Below are 18,903 nucleotides of genomic sequence, written 5' to 3' on the forward strand. Positions count from 1 at the left end.
GAGTTTGGTTTAAAGTAGAGGACTATCACGGTGGTTTTCGAATTATATAGAGTTAAACTTGGTTACTCCTATAATGCTCTAGTCCGAATTGATAGCGTTTTAGATTTCTATCGCTCCATTCAATATGTGCCATCATCCAGCCTCCTTGGTAGAATATCTTTTGCTTTAAAGTTGTTTTATTCAATAGTCCGAAGAAATACCGAAAAAAGAAGTTTCGGCTCTCTTGTTGAACCGTTTTTGCAGGCCGGGTTTATTGCACTACCCTGGTCACAGCATCCGCAAGAAAAAGTAACATTCATCACGTTTGATAATGTTAGTGGAAAGTTTTTAAAGTATGGTAAGAGTTGTAGGGCAGTGGCTTCGCTTAAAACAGAGGTGAGCGGAGTTCAGGAATTTACTAGGGTGCTATCTGATCAGTCTGGTTGGACGGTCATTACTCCTGAATTTACTGAGGGTGAAAAAACTAGCGAAGTAGTTCTAGTTTATCCTTTAGTTAAGGCAAAGCGAAGTAAAGAATTGCCACCAATAAGTTTTCCTATACGAGATAGTTTGGCGTTCAATGAGTCAGCTTACTTCAAACATACTTACCCAATCATTCGAAAATTCTGTAGTGCAAATTATCTCGCTATAAATGATTTTGTGGAATTGGGAGTTAAGGCCTATGGGGATGAGATCGTCGGCATATGCTCAATGCATGGAGACTTGTCTAACTCTAATGTGTTAGTGAGCCCGAGTGGTTCAATCCTAATTGATTTTGAGGATTTTACCAATGAAGGCATTAACATTGAGAAAGAGTATTTTGACTTTAGATATCGGTTCGATCGCGAGAAGACATTCGAAATAGAAACGGCACTAGATTTCTTCTGTGTTTATCACTACTTGTATTTTCAATCAAAGCACGAAAGCGAGTTTACGCTGGAGAAGATAAAAATTTCTGAAGACAATATCTCTTTGAATATTTGAGTGAAACTAAGTTGGTTAAGTCATTTATAATAAATACAATATCTAGAGGGTTGGGATTTTTCTGCAAGTGGTTTGTCAATATAATTGCAGTTAAGTTGTTACTCCCTGAGGCCTTCGGTGAGTTTATTTTTCTAATGTCTGTTAGCTATGTGTTGTCAGCGTTAGTCTCCTTTGGACTGGAGCTATATTGCTTTAGTAGGAAGAAAGAGGAGGGTGATTCTGATGCTATAGTAACAGGAGCTATACTGTCGACTTTGATAGTTTCGCTTATTGCGACTTTGCCTTTGCTGTTCTTAGAGTGGAAGTTGGCAGTTCTATTTCTGTCGATTTCTGTATGTAATTTATCTGTTATTTACTCTAAGTATTTGGGGCTTTATCATTATGAGAGCTATGGTGCTATATCGGCCGCTATAGTTCTTTTAGCCAGCTATATTATCATTAGTAGCGATTTTCTAGGTGAAGTTAACCTGGGAGATATGGTTTACCTGTCCTCAATAAGCTTCGTGGTAATCTCTATACCATCTCTCTATCTTTATCTTAAGTCGTTAAGTTTAGACTGTCGGACCTCCTTTTATTCGATCGTAGATGTATACAGAGAACGACGTGACTTTGGTTTCCATGAAGTTGTGTCGGTGGCCACACAACACGTATTTGTTATATCGGCGGCGTTACTGCTTGGTGCAGTCGAAGCTGGTACATTCCGATATGGTCAGTTGTATCTAGTACCATTAATGTTGATCCCGGCGTCTCTTTCACAGATTGTTATTAGGCAAATATCAGTTAGTGAAAGTGGAAACTTGAAAAGGCACCACTACACACTGGCCGCTTGTTTCTCGTTGGGTTTGGTTGCTTTGTGCTGGATTATCTACTTAGGTTGCACTAGTTATCTTTGGCATGAATCTAATTACGATATAGAAAGTCTTTCCATCATTTTTTGGATGTACGCTTTAGTACTGTGTGTCCAAGTGGTTAATGTTTTCTGGGGGTCTGCGCTAACGGCGATTGGATTGCAGGGCAAGAGAGCGAAGGCATCTGTCTATGCCTTCATTATGACACTAATGTTGACGCCGCCTCTGCTTTTGAGTTTTGGGGTTGTTGGGGCATCGTTGGCCCTCCTTCTGCACTATGTAGTGCTATTTGCACAGAACTTAATCAACTATGAAAAGTCAAAAAGTTTGTATAGTCGGGCCTGATGGTGCGGGCAAATCTTCTATTTTGTCTGCTCTTCAGAAAAAGTTAAATGACTCTGAATGTGTCTATTTTGGCTATGGCGAGAGCCGGCGATATAATAAAAAAATCTATTCATTAATGAAAAAGGCTCGTTCACTGGGACGTTTTGGTGAAATTTCAGTACGGTTGCTTGTAAGTCTGGATGATGTGATAAAAAGCTACTCACTTAACTCAACCAATAAGGTCGTTCTTATTGATCGATTTCCATTCGACAATGTGGTCAATTGCAAGATTGATGGTCGACGAACCTATGTTTATCACAAAGCTATTTGCAAGGTGCTGTCTAAGCCATCGTTAGTTATTCTATTGTCTGGCAATGCTAAAGTTATTGCGAATAGAAAGAGTGAAATTAGCGAATCAAGAACTCATGACTTTATTTGTGAAATGGAAGAGTATCTTGTTGAGAATCGTATGGATTTCCTGAAGGTAAATACAACTTCGCTTAGCTTAGAGGAGTCTGTTTCTCAAATAATTAGTAGTATTAAATCATAATTTGCTTAAGTTAATGTTTGAGACACGAGCTATTGAGAACTGAACGAAATGATTTGCACCAATCGACTTTTGAATATATTGATAGAAAACAAGATTGAGTTTTTTATACCTCGTCCAATACCTGAAATCGTTAAGGATGGAGACATTGACATCGTTGTTTATGAGTCAAGTCAACGAAGGTTTATCCAGCTTATCGATGCCGAACTCGGTGTCAAGCAGCTGATTCGTCGTCAGCATGCATTTAGAACTTACGAGTTGATAACCAGTGATGGTATTGCTATCGATGTCAAAACCTCCATATGCTATGGACCGCGGAAGGAGATAAAGTCGAGCATTCGTCCAATAACGAAAAGTCTGGTGTCAAGTGATGGCTACATTTATGATGCCACAAATGGTGAGGTGTTTTATCTCGCTTGGTTCTTACATTTGGTTCTAGATAAAGATAACGCAGACCACTCTAGTACGGGCCACCTTCTCAATTTCAAGACTACAAAATTGGAAAGTGCCCTTGTCAAGTTTAATATATTTTCAAATTATCTATTTGATATCGACACATTGTCCTCCTCAGTAGCAAATGAAAATAGAACTAAAATAAAATCTGCTCTCTTCTTCAGAAATAGAATATTTTACAATCGAGTTTGGGTTTTCATAATGAGATCTCTGTTCTTTGTAAGAAGAAAGGTCTTAGCGTGATGATTAGATCTCTAGCGAAACGGTTATTATTCAATGCGAACCTTTTTTTTGCAAAAAAATTGGGTCTCACTGATGAATTACGCTGTAGTCAGGAACTGAGCAAAATCGATGTATCAAAGTACAGTAAAATTGTGGTGCTTGCTCCTCATCCGGATGATGAAACGATAGGGTGCGCGTCTATCCTAGAGGAATCTGTAAAGTCATCTAGAACTGTTGAAGTGGTACTTGTCACTGGCTCCGACAGCCGTCTTGACGAGACAAGGAGTGCGATATCAGAGATTTCCTCAAGAGATATTCGAATTACTTTCCTTGGGTATAAAGATGGCGAAGTCTATCGAAGTCAACACGATCTTGAAAAGTCGTTGATTGAGCTCTTTGGCAATGATATTGAGGATACATGCTTCTTTGTTCCATATATATATGACTTCCATAGTGATCACATAGGCAGTACCATAGCGTTTTTAAGAGCGTTCAGTAGTAGAACGTCTTTACTTAATGCGTATATGTACCGTACAAATCATGCAAACATTATGGAAGACTTTGATAGCTATCTAGAAGTGGACTGTGGCTTGAAAACAAAAATGTATAACCACTTTCAGTCCCAGGGTAGTTTGAACTTTGAAGCACTCAGTTCCATAAGAAGAATATACAAATCATATTCAAAAGTAAAAGAAGTTGAATTGTTCAGAAGGATTTGCGCTAAGGACAAATTTGTTGATTTAACCAAGCTTGAGTACTTTGAAGATATTGAAGGAAAAGTTTCTGACATTCATCCGATATATTTCCTGAGAAATAGCCGTAAAGCTTCAAGCGCTGTTTCCGATGCTACCGATAAAGGCTTGGGCATTAGCTATGCTAGTAGCTAAAAAGTATCAGCTCTATTTTTTACTAATCCTATCACTTATATTTTTAGACTTTGCTAATGGTGCCATTATTTATCTCGTTGGCATTGATACTAAAGTTGTCTATGTCAAGGTACTAGTTTTATTGGTTTTCGCTCTCTCAGTGCTTTGGACGCAAAAAACATTACTGTATGCGCTCTCTATTGTTGCCCTATCAGTATTTGCTTTTTTCTTTCATCAAGTCGATGGAGCTACAGTACGAATAGTAGATGATGTGTCACATTTTGTTAAGCTACTTGCACCAATTGTGTCGTTTATATTTTTTAGGCAGCTACTTTCCAATGATAACGTGCAAGCAAGGGATGTGAATAGGTTTGTTGGTTTTTTTCTTGTCGCGATTTTAGTTCTTGTGTTTTTCAACTCTATCGCAATTCTTTCCGGCATAAGTATCTATCAATATAAAGTTGGCGATGATGTTTCTGGAGGGGGTGGACTAATTTCCTCAGGCAATGAGTATGCTGCTCTTTTAGTATTTTTTTCACCTATATTGCTTGGCTGGAGTCTTCGTGCAGGAAAGTTGTACTTTTTGGTCGTGTCTATAATTTTGGCTATTGCTATGTCCGTTGGTGGAATGAAGTTCGCAATAGCTGGTTTTGCAGCAGCTTTAGTCTGGTCCTTGTATCAATATAGGAAGGAGATAGGCTATGTATACTTCAGTCTACTCACTCTAGTCATTGCAACATTTTCTTTAATGCTCTTTTCAACCGTAGAGCAATACTTCTCTTTATTTATTAGTCGATGGGCATATTTTTACGATAAATTTGACATCGTCACCTTTCTATTCAGTGGCCGTAATGTAAGGGCTGAGTATCTTTTTGATGTCATTTACTGGGATACAAGCTTCTTGAGGTTTCTCCTTGGATTTGGGTGGGGAAGCGACAGTAATATAGCTGGATTGGGTTACGGTGTTTATGAAATTGACATTTTAGATACTGCGTATTCCTATGGTTTACTGGGTGTGCTAGTTGCGATGTGGATTTGGGGCTACTTTGTAGCATTGTCTTCAAAGATTATATTGATTTCGAATCGGGGACTTTCGAAGGATATTGCTTTTGGGCTTCTCATGGTTTTTGTTGGTTCTTTTGTCACTGGACATATTTGGTATTCTGGTTTGCTAGGTATCTACCTGGGCCTGTTTATCGCGATCATGCTGGTTATTCAGTCCAAGGTTAAAGTTAAGAGTGTCGGGGTCAAATAAATGAAAATCCTTGTGGTTACAAATATGTACCCAACAAAAGAACATCCTTACTTTGGCGTTTTTGTAAAAGAACAGGTTGAGAATTACAGAAAGCTTTATCCAAATGATAATGTCGACTTGTTGCACGTTTCGACACCAAAATCGGGCGGAAGTTACTTATCCTATTTTAGTTTGCTGATAAAGCTCATTTGGCATAGAGCTGCGGGTGGGTATGATGTCGTTCATTGCCATCATGCGTTCTGTACAATCGCCGCTAAACTATGTGGTTTTAGAAATATTGTATATACCAACCACGAAGGAGAATATTTTAAGAAGGGCGCTGTCGAAAAATTTAAGCTCCTAGCGATCTCCTGGGCGGATAGAATCATATTTGTAAATAAGCTTATGAAAGAGCAAGTTAATCACTTGCATCGTGCGCCATCATATTTTATACCTTGCGGTTTAGATTATTCGAAGTTTTTGGTTACGACTCCCGCAGAGACTAGGCGCGCTTTAGTTGGTTTAAAGAACGATGACTTCATAGTCTTCTTCCCCGCTAACCCTTCTCGTAAGGAAAAAGGGTTCGAAAGATTGAATGCAGCACTAGTAAAGCTTAAGACTGAATTTTCAAACATTACTTGCGTTACTGGGGGAACTATCCCTTATGAGGAGATGGTTAATTGGTATGCTGCATCGGACTTGGTGGTTTCGTGTTCTGATTATGAATCAGATGGTATGATCTATAAAGAAAGCATTCTCACTGGGCGTTACTTCCTAACCCCAGATGTCGGCAATGCTCGATATTATTCTAACAATGGTAAATTTGGACAAATCTATTCATTATCCTCTAGCGATGATTTGTACGAAAAGTTGAGAGCGCTTATTCTTGAACCACATCATCTTGCTATAGCGGACGACATTCCACTAGTTGTTACTAATTTTGAAATCGAAACAGTTAGTCGAAAGATAAAAAGTGTATATAAAGATGCTTTGAAACTAATTAGCTGACCTTTACTTAGTCGAGTTTTACCTAATTTATATGAAAAATAAAGATGTTCATGTTGTCGGCACAGTTGGTGTGCCAGCTTGCTATGGTGGTTTTGAAAGTTTAGTAGAAAACCTGATAGAAGATAGTACTTTTAACTATACAGTATACTGCTCAGCGAAAGCGTACCCTAATAAGGCGGTTGAATACAAATCAGCTAAGCTTGTGTATTATCCCCTATCGGCAAATGGGGGGCAGAGTATTTTGTATGACATCATTTCTCTGATTGGCTCTGCACGGCGTCGTGCTGATGTTGTTCTAGTTCTTGGTGTGTCTGGTTGTTTGTTCCTACCGATCTTAAAAATTTTCTCCAATGCTCGTATTGTCACTAACATTGATGGTTTAGAGTGGAAACGAGACAAATGGAGCCCTTTTGCAAAATGGTTCTTGAAAATATCAGAGAGTTTTGCAGTTAGATTTTCCGACAAAGTGGTTTCAGACAACGTAGCCATTGCTAAATATGTCGAAGATGAATACGGTGTAACTAGTGAAGTCATTGCATATGGGGGCGATCACGCAATTGTTAAGGGAGCCGTCCTCAATGGCTCTGTAGATGGCTATGCTCTGGGTTTGTGTCGGATTGAGCCCGAGAACAATGTGCATCTTATTCTAGAAGCATTCTCCAAATCTGGCGATAAGTTAGTCTTCATAGGTAATTGGAATGCCAGCCAATATGGGCGAGAATTAAAGGGAAAATTTAGCAAATTTGCTAATATTTCCATACTCGATCCCATTTATGACATTAGTAGGCTACATGACATTCGCGCGCAATGTGGTTTGTACGTGCATGGCCACTCTGCGGGTGGCACCAACCCTTCATTAGTTGAGATGATGCACTTTGGTAAACCGATATTGTGCTTTGACTGTGCGTACAATCGAGCGACTACTGAGAATTCAGCAGAATACTTTACGGACGTCGAAACCCTAGTGAAATTAATGGCGTCATCAGATTTTTCAAGTGACTCCAATGGTATTGGTACGAAAATGAAAGATATTGCTGGTCGTCGCTATACTTGGGACGTTGTCCGCAGTCAATATCTTCAACTTTTTAAATAGAGAACATATAATGAGAAAAGGTATCGTACTTGCTGGGGGAAGTGGGACTCGTTTATATCCACTTACAAAGGTTGTTAGTAAACAGTTGATGCCCGTTTATGACAAGCCGATGATCTATTATCCTATTGCTACGCTCATGGTGGCTGGGATTAAAGATATATTGATTATCGCTACTCCAGAAGAGCTACCGCGCTTTGAAACATTACTTGGAGATGGCTCCGAGTGGGGAATGCACTTTGAATACGTTGCTCAAGCCTCTCCTGATGGCCTAGCGCAGGCATTTTTGCTGGGTGAGACCTTTATTGGAGATGACAATGTAGCATTGGTTCTCGGCGATAACCTGTTTTATGGACATGACCTGTCGGTTTCTTTGCGCCGTGCAGCTAGCAAGGAGTCAGGCGCCACCGTATTTGGCTATCATGTAGCAGACCCTAAAGCCTACGGTGTAGTTGAGTTTGACGAGAACCGCAAGGCCATCTCTATCGAAGAAAAGCCATCTGCGCCCAAATCTAATTACGCGGTTCCCGGACTTTACTTCTTTGACTATCGTGTCGTCGAGTTTGCGAAGCAGGTTAAGCCTTCTGCTCGTGGGGAACTGGAAATCACCGATGTCATTGATGCCTATCTATCTTGTAATGAACTTGAAGTCGAAGTGATGGGGCGAGGCACGGCTTGGCTGGATACCGGTACGCACGACAGTTTGCTACAAGCCGCATCCTTTATAGAAACCATTGAAAAGCGTCAGGGTTTAAAAGTGTGTTGTCCTGAAGAAGTAGCATACCGCATGGGCTATATCGATGACGTACAACTACGGAAGTTGGCGCTGCCGCTGAAAAAGAGCGGCTACGGCAAGTATCTTCTCGATGTGCTGGAAAACAAAGTTTTTTAAGATTCGAATTCTGAGAGTCATATGAAGTTTATAAAAACCCATATCGCTGACGTCGTGATCATCGAACCGAGAGTCTTTGGCGACGACCGCGGTTTTTTTATGGAAACCTTCAGAGCTGAAGAGTTTAACCAACAATGCGCTGTCCGAGAGTTTGTTCAGGAAAATCACAGCAAGTCCGCGAAAGGAGTGCTGCGTGGTTTGCACTATCAGACCGAAAACACACAGGGTAAGTTGGTTCGCGTTGTTAGCGGTGCTGTTTTTGACGTAGCTGTCGATATGCGCGAGTCTTCTTCGACATACGGCCAATGGGTTGGTGTTGAACTGTCTGCTGATAACAAACGACAACTGTGGGTGCCTGAAGGTTTTGCTCATGGCTTCTACGTGATGACCGACGAAGCCGAGTTCGTATATAAGTGCACCGATGTTTATAACCCAAATGCAGAAGTCTCCTTACGTTGGGACGATCCATCCTTGAACATCGAGTGGCCCATTCCTGCCGGGGAGGAACCTTCACTGTCAGTAAAAGACGCTGAAGGGCTTCTGTTCCAAGCTGCACCGAAATTATGAACTGGGAGTTCGCATGAAAGTTCTGGTGACAGGTGATGGTGGACAACTCGCTTACGAGCTGTCTCAAACTCAGCCTGAAGGCATTAAGCTGGTTAGCCTCTCAGCGCAGCAGTTGGACATCACTGATCGAGTGGCTGTTTTTGCTTGGTTCGAAGAGGTGCAGCCAAGCGTCGTGATCAATGCGGCTGCTTATACTGCGGTTGATCGAGCGGAAACCGACTCAGCAAAGGCGTACGCCGTGAATGAGTCTGGGGCTGAGAATCTGGCGCTCGCTTGTCGTCAATTGTCTGCCAAATTAGTGCACATCAGCACCGATTTTGTTTTTGATGGCAGCAGTACCACTCCCTATCAGCCTGACGACAAGCCCAATCCGCTGAGTGTATACGGTTCATCTAAGTTGGCGGGTGAGCAGAAGGTGTCCGAAGTTTTAGGTCAGGATGCTGTGATTGTCCGTACTGCCTGGGTGTATTCAAGCTTCGGCAACAACTTTGTTAAGAGTATGATTCGCCTGATGGCGGAGAAGGAACAACTGGGCGTCATTTATGACCAGGTGGGAACGCCAACCTGGGCAAAGGGATTGGCCGAGCTTAGCTGGCGACTGGCTGAGCTGTTGGCTAACGGCAGATTGCCGAGGACAGAGGTTTCTGAACAACAGGCGTTGATGTTGCACTGGACCGATGCTGGCGTGGCGTCCTGGTTTGATTTTGCGGTGGCGATTCAAGAACTCGCGCTTGAGAAAGGCTTACTTGATAAGGCCATTCCAGTGCGGCCAATCCCAACTTCGGAGTATCCAACACCGGCCAAACGTCCGGCTTTTAGTGTAATTGATAAGTCGCTGACCGCAGCCACCACAGGCAAAGACGCCGTCCATTGGCGTGTGCAGCTTTCCCGCATGCTCGATGAGCTGAAAGCTCAAAGTCGGTAAGCTATTCAAAGATTGAATTTATACTCATGAAAAATAAAACTCTTTTGGTCACCGGCGGTGCTGGTTTTATTGGCGCTAACTTTGTTCTTTACTGGCTTGAGCAGAATAGAGCGGACCGGGTCATTGTCTTGGATGCACTGACCTACGCTGGTAACCGCGCAAACCTGGAAGCGGTAGAAAATAACCCCAACTTTCGCTTTGTCCACGGCGATATTTGCGATACGGCATTGGTAGAAAGTTTGCTTCGCGATGAGGGCGTGAATACCTTGGTGCACTTTGCGGCCGAGTCCCACGTGGATAGGTCTATCACCGGGCCTGATGCCTTTATCGAAACCAATATCATTGGTACGTACAGCCTGCTTAAGGCCAGTAAGAAGGTCTGGATCGATGAACCTGAGGCGGTAGGGAAGGCGCCTCTGCAGCATCGATTCCATCACGTCTCTACCGACGAGGTGTACGGCACTCTAGAAAAGGATGAGGCGCCGTTTAAGGAGACGAATCAGTATCAACCAAACTCCCCTTACTCTGCGAGCAAGGCAGCGTCCGATCATCTGGTGCGTGCCTACCACCATACATATGGGTTGGAAGTCACTACCTCCAATTGTTCCAATAACTACGGGCCATTTCACTTCCCTGAGAAACTGATCCCCTTGGTTGTAACAAATATTCTGCATGACAGGTCTTTGCCCATTTACGGGGATGGACAGCAGATTCGGGATTGGCTGTATGTGGAAGACCATGCCCGAGGCATTGAGCTGGTTCTAAATCAAGGGCAGATTGGCGAAAACTACAACATCGGTGGCCACAATGAGTGGGCTAATATCGACATAGTGAAATTGGTCTGTCAGCAAATGAATGATGCCTTTGCTAACGATCCTGCACTGGCTCAAAAGTACCCTAAGGCCACCATGGTCGCTGCTGGCAAGGCAGAGCAGCTGATTACTTACGTGACTGACCGTGCTGGACATGATCGTCGATATGCTATCGATGCCACCAAAACCCAGAATGAGCTTGGCTATCAGCCTAAGGAAAGTTTTGAGACAGGTTTTGCAAAGACGTTAAAATGGTATCTCTATAATAATGAATGGTGGCGCCCTCTACTAAAAATTTAGTGCCCTATCCATTCTGATTTATGATATTTCTAAGTAGTATTGCTAACATTAATAGGTTGCAAAATAGCAATGGGTTAGCTTGCAATATTTGATAGTTAAACTATATTTTTATTGTTGGTTTTTGTATCAACTCTGGGATGAAAATTCGTTCATCCCAGGGTGAGGAGTCTATTTTTTGGATCTTTAAGGTCTACTCGAACGGATAAACGTGACATTTTTCCCTGCCGGTTATGTCAATATGGCCCAAGTCCAAAGGGTACTTTTCCAGTTGCAACGCCTGGTAGGATATGTCTGATATCACTACGTTTCGCAACCCCATTTCAAAAATTTGCTGAGTGTTAATAGTTCCCTGGAAGCATGAGTTTAAAAGAAACCTTCCGTCTTCCCTAAATGAATTATTATCTTGGATAAACTGGTTGTAAATTATCGAGTTCATAAATCGCTCTGGATTCTCACTCTGAAAATCTGTTACATGGTTTCGATAATATACATTGTTGAATGACCCAAATCTCCCACCAGAAACGTTGTTGCCTATTTGATTAAGCGCGAATGTATTGTTACTAATATTGAGGTATTCTTCTATTGAACCATGGTTGAGATCTGGAATTGAATTTTCGAAGTCTTTTGTTGATAGTCCATTGTATCCATTCGAGAGAATCAAATTTCTTCTAACTAGAATTTGTCTATTGGTATTCACTTCGTAATCAATAATCTGGATTCCGTCACCACTATTTTCGTATATTACGTTGTTTCTTATCTCAATTATTAGGTCATCATTTTCTGATGTAGGGTGAAGTCGTATTTCTATTCCATCATCTATTGATCTTGAAATGAAGTTGTGTTCTATAAGTGCACTAGTGCTTTCATCTAGATCAATCGCATCGTCATAATTGTCAAAAAAATGACTTTCAGTTACAGTTAAACTCCCTCCTTCCATATCGATCCCATCTACAGTGTGATATACCAAAACGTTGTTGATGAACAACTCGGCATCTGAAGTTATTCCATCATCTGCGTTGGTGATTGACATACTAGATAGTCTTATTGCTTCGCTATTATAGATAGAAAACGCGTAGTCATCACCCGTGCTAATTATTACACTTTCAGCACTGCTACCAGTGATGGTCAGATCTTCTTTATCACTGATGGTTACTCGGTCGCTATAGATCCCAGGCCCTATATGGATTTCATCACCTGACCGCGCCGCATCAACAGCTTGCTGGATCGTTCTGTAGTCTTCTGGCACAAGAAGCACCTGTGCTTTGTTAGGGGGGGCATCTCTCTGGTCACACCCAGCCAATGCTGCAATACTTACTAGGATTAATGTGCTCTCACGAATGTTCAAGTTGATCTCCCCTTTCAGTTAAAGTGAGGTTTTGAGTCTAACGTTAGGCTTCATCTATGGTCTTGGTCAACCAATCTTTGTTCCAGTATACGTCTTTTCGTGCTGATAGAACGTGATTCTTTATGTGTCTTAGCAGGTTCATGATATTGACATTTTACAGTGCTAAGGTTGCTTCTATCTGAGAGCAGAGGGTTTGGCCATGAGACTTTTTTCTTCAATTAGACGCTTAAACAGATTTTATGAGGCGTGCGACAAGAAGCGTAAAAGGATTCGGCGAAACGATAGGAGAAAAATGATTTCGTATTCGTGAATAGGTTTGGAGTTGGATTCCGGCAGCATGAGTCTATAGTGGTGAAACTATATAAAAATTTCAATTGACCTGCCTTGGTAAACCTGTCTATTATGAAACGTTTGTTGATACCGGATAACCGGTGTTTAATTTCTGATTTTTTAGAAGGCTATCCCTCTGCGATGCCGTGTGGGAACCTACGATTTTCATCAAAGTTCCCTACCCAATCCTCCGTTTTTTCTTAGTCGATATTTTGCACTTTAAACTAGTCAGCTAAGACATAATGAGTACTTTTCATTATGCTTCAATTAGGCTAGTTTTCTACTTTGAACCTTACTTCAGGCCATTTGTTAATAGTATGGTAATTCTAGTCACCGGCGGGGCCGGGTACATTGGCTCACATACTGCGGTAGAGTTACTCTCACAGGGGCATAAAGTCGTAGTTTTGGACGATCTTTCTAATGCGTGTGAAGAGTCTTTAAGTCGGGTAGAACGGATTTGCAATCGCAAAGTCCATTTTGTTCACGGGAATGTATGTGACCCAAATTGCCTAACTTCGCTATTTTCCCGCTTCAAGTTTGACGCTGTCATTCATTTTGCTGGTTGCAAAGCGGTAGGGGAGTCGGTCAGGAAACCCCTCGATTATTATCACAACAATGTCACTGGCTCGCTTTTTTTACTTGAAGCGATGAAAAAGTTCGATGTTAAGAAATTTGTGTTTAGCTCTTCAGCTACGATTTATGGCCAGAAAGCGCCGGTCCCATATGTTGAAACTCTGAAAACCGGGGGGGCGCTGAACCCCTATGGCTCATCAAAGTGGATGGTAGAGCAAATACTGATAGATGCCGCGAAGGCCGATTCAGAACTCTCGGTCGCAATGCTACGTTACTTTAACCCTATAGGTGCTCATCCCTCCGGCCTAATTGGCGAGGATCCACTCGGCGTCCCCAATAACCTGCTGCCTTTTATTGCTCAGGTCGCAGTAGGCAAACGAGAGGTTCTTTCTGTTTTCGGCGATGACTACGAAACACCTGACGGTACATGCATCCGTGATTACTTGCATGTTGTTGATTTAGCGGAAGGGCATGTGAAGGCTCTGAACTGGTTGATGGGTCATAAGGGGGCTGAAGCGTTTAACTTGGGTACCGGAACAGGTTTCTCTGTGTTGGATGTAGTGAAAGCCTTTGAAGCAGCGTCAGGTGTTGTCATTCCCTATCAGGTTGTTTCGCGCAGAAGCGGTGATTTGGCGGTATTTTGGGCTGACGCAACTAAGGCTAAGGCAGTTTTGGGATGGGAAGCGAAGAGAACGCTAAACGATATGATGATCGACACATGGCGTTGGCAGTCACTAAATCCGAACGGTTATGCGGACACCTAAGCGATCAGTCTTCTTTGATGTCATATAGCACAAACTGTGTTTAGGGGGGGCCTCCGATAAGGTGTTCTGCGTAGGGCTGTTGTTTTAATGTTGAGTAGTGCTTCAGCGCAGCAGGTTTAGAGTGCCAGGGACTCCTGAGCAGGAAAGGCAGGACTAGCCTTCGTTAGCGATAGTCAATAAGTAAAGGCTAGATTTTTTTGGCCGATCATAGTCGCGTTAGTGTGGAAATGATTGGAGTGCATAAAAGCCTACAGTCTGGGTAGTAGCACTGATTGACCCCTAGAGCTAATCAACATAAAAATCATTGGTTTAATGGCCAGTGCGATGGCCGACATCGGCTTGTTGCCGAAGAGTGAGATGGTCAACACCGCACTTCAACTTGTTAGGACTGGCCTGGGCATGATCGTCGTTACGTGCTGGATTGCACCAAGGCCCATCAAGAGCTCAGTTGGCAGCCCCAGATAACTTTAGACGAAGGGCTGCGAGAAACTGTGGCCTGGTACGCCAGTCAGTCATAAAACAAAAAACCACCGCATCATTGGGTGGTTTCTGCCCTTAAGGCTTGGGTCGGGTTGCGGCCCTCCTGGCCCTTCGCACCGACGGATGATGCTCTTCCCTGATCTCGGCCTTAATCCCAACTGCTGTGGGTATTGGCCAAACGCACTACTACGGGAACTAAGATCGCCGCCATCACGGCCCCTATACCGATCCACTCGTACATGGTCTGCCCTCCGTTTCTATGCTCAGCCTGTGCTGAGTGGTTTTTCTTGGTTACTGGCAAATACCGATAAAGCGCTATCAATCATCAGGTTTTGTGCGAGCCACTGGGGCCACGTCTCTAACCATAACCAAGCATTATCATCACATCAAGAGATGAGACTTATATACAATAGGCGCACAAGTCGATAGGAAATCTGAAGTTGCTCACACATGAGAGAGTAAGTCGCCAGGACGGCGTTTGGTGGCAAGGCACAGCAGGGAGTGGAGGCCCTGGTCGGGCGCTAAGAGACTCAGCTTTGCGGCCGTAAGCCATTCTTAGTGGGCAGGCCAAATTGTCGCCGGTTGTAACCTTATCGCCCAGTGAGATGAGACAATGTGCACATTCCTTGTCATGCTAGCGACATTGTCGGCATCTTATGCTGGATACTGATGCTGTAACCCATTTCAGAATTTGGTTCTGAAATCGAGAATGATGAGTGCTATGAGCTTAAAGAAAGTCGTGATCCCCGTGGCCGGTCTGGGTACCCGCATGCTGCCCGCCACCAAGGCCATCCCCAAAGAGATGCTCCCTGTCGTCGATAAGCCGCTGATCCAGTACATTGTGGCAGAATGCGTAAACGCGGGATTCAAAGAGATTATTCTGGTCACCCACGCGTCCAAGAACGCCATCGAGAACCACTTCGATACCTCTTTTGAGCTGGAAGCCACCCTGGAAAAGCGGGTCAAACGTCAGCTGCTGGACGAGGTGCAGAGCATCTGCCCGCCGGATGTGACCATCATGCACGTGCGCCAGGGCATCGCCAAAGGCCTGGGACACGCGATTCTCTGTGCCCAGCCGCTGGTGGGCGACAGCCCCTTCGCCGTAGTCCTACCGGATGTCATTCTCGACGAGGCCAGCGCGGATCAGCGCACTGAAAACATGGCGGCGATGAAGCGACGCTTTGAGCTGTCCGGTCACAGCCAGGTGATGGTGGAGCCGGTGCCTGAGGAGGAGGTCAGCAAGTACGGCATCGCCAACTGCCTGGGCCAAGAGCTTGCCCCCGGTGAGGCTGCCCCCATGAGTGAGGTGGTGGAGAAGCCGGCCCGTGACGAGGCCCCCTCCAACCTGGCAGTGGTGGGGCGTTATCTGCTCTCCGCCAATATCTGGTCGCTGCTGGCCCGCACTCCCGCCGGTGCCGGGGACGAGATCCAACTGACTGACGCCATCGCCATGCTGATGGAGGAGGAAACGGTGGAGGCCTTCCACATGACCGGCCGCTCCCACGACTGTGGCGACAAGCTGGGCTACATGAAAGCCAACGTCGAGTACGCCCTGCGTCACCCGGAGCTAGGAGAGGTGTTCAAGGCCCACCTGGCGGCCCTGCTTAAGGCCCAATCGGTTTCCGAGTGATCACTGGCTACGGCGGCGCCAGGTGATGTTGCCTGGGCCGCCGTTATTGTTTCACCCTTATCCCACTCCCTGCTACCCTCTTTCTCTCCTGGCATGCCTCAACGCCATCTTCACACCTCTCTTTTGGCTTCGTCCCACTCCTTGCCCTTCGACTCCCTGGTTTGAACGCCGGTCAGGAAACACTCCAACACAAAGCTGTACAAAGGCTGATATGAACGCCGGTTATGACAGCAATCTGTGAACCGATTCCCTAGACTGGGACTCCATCGAATGGGGCCGCAGCAGTTCGTGGCCCGTCCGATAAAAAGGAGTTCTGATGTTTAAGCTTCTCCAAACCGCCCTGGTGCTCTTTATGGTCAGCCGGGCCCCGGGCGCACTGGCCTCACCCAGCACGGGGATGGTCACCAACCTCACCAGCACCGCGTACGTCCAGGCCAACAGCCAGCGTTTCTACCGCGACCTCAAAGATCTCTACGCCATCGCCCCCAGCCGCTCCGATAAGGCCCTTCAGCCCTGGGATGACTTCGACCAACTTTACAGTCAGGCGCCCCAGGCCCAACTGGAGCTGGAGCAATTGACCCGTCAGGTGGCCCTGAGCGCCAATGCCGAGCCCCTGCTGCCGGGGATCAAAAGCCGCGAGCGGGCACAAGCCAAGCTGTATGGTGAGCTCGACGGCGATGCCAGCCGCTTGACCGACTTGGCTCGAGCCAGTCTGGTGGCCGACGAGGTGGGCGATCTGGTGGCCGCCTTTGAGCAACTTGAGCGCCAGGTGGAGATCCTGGCGGTGAAAAACCGCTTCAAAACCCCCAAGGCCAACGGCTATCGTGATCTCAACGTGCTGGTGCGCCTGCCCCAAAGCGAGATGGTGGCGGAGGTGCAGCTGCATCTGTCTGCGATCGCGGAGATCAAAAACGGCGCCGAGCATGAGATTTACGAGACACTGCAGGCGATGGAGCGTGAGGCCCAGCATCGTCCCTTAAGCGAGTTTGAACAGGCCCGGGCCGAGCGCTTGGCACTTCAGTCCAAAGACCTATACCTGGAGGCCTGGCACCGCACCCTAAGCGGCGTTCAACAAAGCGCCTGACCTGACGGCTTAAAGACAACACCCCGCCATCGGCGGGGTGTTTTGCTTTCGGGCCTTTGGGAAAACACTAGAAGTGGTTCTTCACCTCCAGACGCCACTCCCAGCGATCCACCTCCGGGTCATCGCTGATGGGGCGGGCGAAATCCAGGTGGATGACGTTGCGACTGCCGGCCCGGGAGAGATAGAAGCGCAGTCCGGCGCCCACGCTTTGCAAGGTGCCGGTGGGGTTGTCCGGATAGTCGCTGTCGCCATAGCTTCGGCCGATGTCGTAGAAAAGAGCAGCACCGAGTTCCGCCAGTTGCAGCAGATGGATGTCCGGGTAGTAGCGGGCCTCGGCGGTGGCCAGCCAGTGACGCTGGCCGTGCTGGTACTGCAGCGGATAGCCGCGCATGCCGGTGTCACCGCCGAGGGTGATGGGCTCGTCCACGTACTGGTTATCCCCGCCAACCAGGTCGAGCTTGGCGTAAAGGCGCACGGGATCGGTGAGCCGGTAGAACAGCTCCTGGCGCCACTGGCCGAGAAACTGGATGTCGCTGTCTTCACGCTCCTCGGCCTGCAGCTCGAAATGGGTGAGCCAGAGCCAGTGGGGATGCGGCTCGGCACCAAAGCTCAGGTGGGCGTCCGCGAGCCAGCCGTTAACCTTGGCGTCCCAACCGAGGCGCAGGGCGCTGTCCAGCCCCAGGTTGATGTCTTCGAAACCGTTAATCAGGAAGATGTTGGTCCGCTCGGTAAAGTGGTCCTGATGGAAGCTGGCGCGAAACCACAGCGGCAAACGGTCCCGGCTTTCCGGCAGCACCGAGGTGTCCTCCACCTGGGTGAACCGGTTCTTGTTTCGGTCGATCCCCACCTGGTAACGCCAGACTCGCTCGTTTACCTCACCGGCGGACCAGCCATACCACGCCCGGTACTGGAGTATGGCCCGTTCAAACCGGTTCACCTCGCCGCTGGCCTGGCGGATGCTTTCCTCCCGTTTCTCATCGTTAAACCCCACGCCCCAGGCCCGCCGGGTGTCCTTGGCCACAAAGGGGCGGGTCAGGGCGAAGGCCGCCTTGCGCCCATCGTCGGTGTCCGCCAGGGTCAGATCCAGCTTGAGGTTTTGTTTGAGAAACAGGGGGGTGTGCAGGTCCAGCAGGTAGCCGGTGCGCTCGTAGTTGCTGAAGTAGAGCAGCTTGGCGTCGATTCCCAGCCCCAGGAAGTTGCTGTCCTTGATCCCCAAAGAGCCGGAGTTCTCGCCCCCTTCACGGGAGAAACTGATGGTGGGCAGCAGCGACCAGGTGTCCCAGGTCTCCACCTCGATCACCCGCTCCTCCCCGGGTCGTTGCCGCTCGCTCACCTTGGCGTCCCGCAGGTAGGGCAGGGCGCGAAGGTGGCGCTCAAGCTCATAGAGATCGTCCACGTCCTCTTCACAGGGGGTAAAGCCCACCACTTCGTTCTCCAAAGTGACGGGACGGGTGGTGATGTGCAGGTTGTTGGCCAGCCGGTGCACCCAGGTGAAGCCGGGCAGAGCCGGGTCGAAGACGTTGTGGCTGATGAACTCGTAGTTGGGGTCGGCGCCGCAGGTCTCAATCAGCGGCTCCGCTTGCCCGGGGGGGCAGCAGAGCAGCAGCGCCAATGCGGTGAATCGATAAACCCTCAAGGCTTTCCCC

At 46.4% G+C, this 18,903-nt stretch carries 15 protein-coding genes and 1 pseudogene; 14 read left to right on the plus strand and 2 right to left on the minus strand.

What is annotated here, in order from left to right; genetic code table 11:
- The first annotated feature begins 30 nt into the window (after window positions 1-30).
- The 10 genes from KUV81_RS01405 to rfbB all read left to right on the plus strand — a co-directional run bounded on the left by KUV81_RS01405 (window position 31) and on the right by rfbB (window position 11,051).
- Window positions 31-963 (plus strand): hypothetical protein, encoded by a 933-nt coding sequence (locus KUV81_RS01405; protein WP_222542055.1) that lies wholly within the window; start codon window positions 31-33, stop codon window positions 961-963.
- A 1,158-nt stretch (window positions 964-2,121) separates the two neighbouring features.
- Window positions 2,122-2,685: an ATP-binding protein gene (locus KUV81_RS01415; RefSeq protein ID WP_222542057.1), complete on the plus strand. Its 564-nt coding sequence runs from the start codon at window positions 2,122-2,124 to the stop codon at window positions 2,683-2,685.
- A gap of 692 nt (window positions 2,686-3,377) precedes the next feature.
- Window positions 3,378-4,244 (plus strand): PIG-L deacetylase family protein, encoded by an 867-nt coding sequence (locus KUV81_RS01420; RefSeq protein WP_222542058.1) that lies wholly within the window; start codon window positions 3,378-3,380, stop codon window positions 4,242-4,244.
- Window positions 4,231-5,478, plus strand: coding sequence for an O-antigen ligase family protein (locus KUV81_RS01425; RefSeq protein ID WP_222542059.1), 1,248 nt, complete (start codon window positions 4,231-4,233; stop codon window positions 5,476-5,478). The genes KUV81_RS01420 and KUV81_RS01425 overlap by 14 nt, the downstream gene beginning before the upstream one ends.
- The gene (locus tag KUV81_RS01430; RefSeq protein WP_222542060.1) at window positions 5,479-6,465 is read left to right on the plus strand and encodes a glycosyltransferase family 4 protein; all 987 of its coding nucleotides are present in this window, start codon (window positions 5,479-5,481) and stop codon (window positions 6,463-6,465) included.
- 31 nt (window positions 6,466-6,496) lie between these two features.
- Window positions 6,497-7,558: a DUF1972 domain-containing protein gene (locus KUV81_RS01435; protein WP_222542061.1), complete on the plus strand. Its 1,062-nt coding sequence runs from the start codon at window positions 6,497-6,499 to the stop codon at window positions 7,556-7,558.
- A 10-nt stretch (window positions 7,559-7,568) separates the two neighbouring features.
- Window positions 7,569-8,447: a glucose-1-phosphate thymidylyltransferase RfbA gene (gene rfbA, locus KUV81_RS01440; RefSeq protein WP_222542062.1), complete on the plus strand. Its 879-nt coding sequence runs from the start codon at window positions 7,569-7,571 to the stop codon at window positions 8,445-8,447.
- A 21-nt stretch (window positions 8,448-8,468) separates the two neighbouring features.
- Window positions 8,469-9,014, plus strand: coding sequence for a dTDP-4-dehydrorhamnose 3,5-epimerase (gene rfbC / locus KUV81_RS01445; RefSeq protein ID WP_222542063.1), 546 nt, complete (start codon window positions 8,469-8,471; stop codon window positions 9,012-9,014).
- A gap of 13 nt (window positions 9,015-9,027) precedes the next feature.
- Window positions 9,028-9,939 carry a dTDP-4-dehydrorhamnose reductase gene (gene rfbD / locus KUV81_RS01450; RefSeq protein WP_222542064.1) on the plus strand — a complete coding sequence of 304 codons (912 nt, stop codon included), beginning with the start codon at window positions 9,028-9,030 and terminating at the stop codon, window positions 9,937-9,939.
- Window positions 9,940-9,965: 26 nt separating this feature from the next.
- A complete protein-coding gene (rfbB, locus tag KUV81_RS01455; RefSeq protein WP_222542065.1) occupies window positions 9,966-11,051 on the plus strand; it encodes a dTDP-glucose 4,6-dehydratase in 1,086 nt (361 codons plus the stop codon).
- A gap of 190 nt (window positions 11,052-11,241) precedes the next feature.
- On the opposite strand, the gene KUV81_RS01460 is transcribed toward rfbB, so the two are convergent.
- On the minus strand, window positions 11,242-12,396 hold the full coding sequence (locus KUV81_RS01460; protein ID WP_222542066.1) for a right-handed parallel beta-helix repeat-containing protein: 1,155 nt from the start codon (window positions 12,394-12,396) through the stop codon (window positions 11,242-11,244).
- A 647-nt stretch (window positions 12,397-13,043) separates the two neighbouring features.
- On the opposite strand from KUV81_RS01460, the gene galE reads away from it, so the two are divergent.
- From galE to KUV81_RS01480, 4 genes and pseudogenes are all read left to right on the plus strand, one after another.
- Window positions 13,044-14,063, plus strand: a complete 1,020-nt coding sequence (gene galE, locus KUV81_RS01465; RefSeq protein WP_222543325.1) for a UDP-glucose 4-epimerase GalE — start codon at window positions 13,044-13,046, stop codon at window positions 14,061-14,063.
- 404 nt (window positions 14,064-14,467) lie between these two features.
- A pseudogene (locus KUV81_RS01470) lies at window positions 14,468-14,581 on the plus strand (dTDP-glucose 4,6-dehydratase); the annotation flags it as partial.
- Window positions 14,582-15,264: 683 nt separating this feature from the next.
- Window positions 15,265-16,173 (plus strand): UTP--glucose-1-phosphate uridylyltransferase GalU, encoded by a 909-nt coding sequence (gene galU / locus KUV81_RS01475; RefSeq protein WP_222542068.1) that lies wholly within the window; start codon window positions 15,265-15,267, stop codon window positions 16,171-16,173.
- Window positions 16,174-16,489: 316 nt separating this feature from the next.
- A complete protein-coding gene (locus tag KUV81_RS01480) occupies window positions 16,490-17,257 on the plus strand; it encodes a RelA/SpoT domain-containing protein (protein ID WP_222542069.1) in 768 nt (255 codons plus the stop codon).
- 67 nt (window positions 17,258-17,324) lie between these two features.
- Here the strand turns inward: KUV81_RS01480 and KUV81_RS01485 are convergent, their stop codons facing one another.
- Window positions 17,325-18,893 carry a hypothetical protein gene (locus KUV81_RS01485; RefSeq protein ID WP_222542070.1) on the minus strand — a complete coding sequence of 523 codons (1,569 nt, stop codon included), beginning with the start codon at window positions 18,891-18,893 and terminating at the stop codon, window positions 17,325-17,327.
- Window positions 18,894-18,903 lie beyond the last annotated feature (10 nt).

Source organism: Ferrimonas balearica (assembly GCF_019802085.1).
GTDB lineage: Bacteria > Pseudomonadota > Gammaproteobacteria > Enterobacterales > Shewanellaceae > Ferrimonas > Ferrimonas balearica_B.

Excerpts from the sequence above, each read along its gene's own strand:
- rfbC (WP_222542063.1), top strand. The coding sequence starts at position 8,469 with ATGAAGTTTATAAAAACCCATATCGCTGACGTCGTGATCATCGAACCG.
- rfbD (WP_222542064.1), top strand. The coding sequence starts at position 9,028 with ATGAAAGTTCTGGTGACAGGTGATGGTGGACAACTCGCTTACGAGCTG.
- rfbB (WP_222542065.1), top strand. The coding sequence starts at position 9,966 with ATGAAAAATAAAACTCTTTTGGTCACCGGCGGTGCTGGTTTTATTGGC.
- KUV81_RS01420 (WP_222542058.1), top strand. The coding sequence starts at position 3,378 with ATGATTAGATCTCTAGCGAAACGGTTATTATTCAATGCGAACCTTTTT.
- rfbA (WP_222542062.1), top strand. The coding sequence starts at position 7,569 with ATGAGAAAAGGTATCGTACTTGCTGGGGGAAGTGGGACTCGTTTATAT.
- KUV81_RS01430 (WP_222542060.1), top strand. The coding sequence starts at position 5,479 with ATGAAAATCCTTGTGGTTACAAATATGTACCCAACAAAAGAACATCCT.
- KUV81_RS01480 (WP_222542069.1), top strand. The coding sequence starts at position 16,490 with ATGTTTAAGCTTCTCCAAACCGCCCTGGTGCTCTTTATGGTCAGCCGG.
- KUV81_RS01435 (WP_222542061.1), top strand. The coding sequence starts at position 6,497 with ATGAAAAATAAAGATGTTCATGTTGTCGGCACAGTTGGTGTGCCAGCT.
- KUV81_RS01415 (WP_222542057.1), top strand. The coding sequence starts at position 2,122 with ATGAAAAGTCAAAAAGTTTGTATAGTCGGGCCTGATGGTGCGGGCAAA.
- galU (WP_222542068.1), top strand. The coding sequence starts at position 15,265 with ATGAGCTTAAAGAAAGTCGTGATCCCCGTGGCCGGTCTGGGTACCCGC.
- KUV81_RS01425 (WP_222542059.1), top strand. The coding sequence starts at position 4,231 with ATGCTAGTAGCTAAAAAGTATCAGCTCTATTTTTTACTAATCCTATCA.
- galE (WP_222543325.1), top strand. The coding sequence starts at position 13,044 with ATGGTAATTCTAGTCACCGGCGGGGCCGGGTACATTGGCTCACATACT.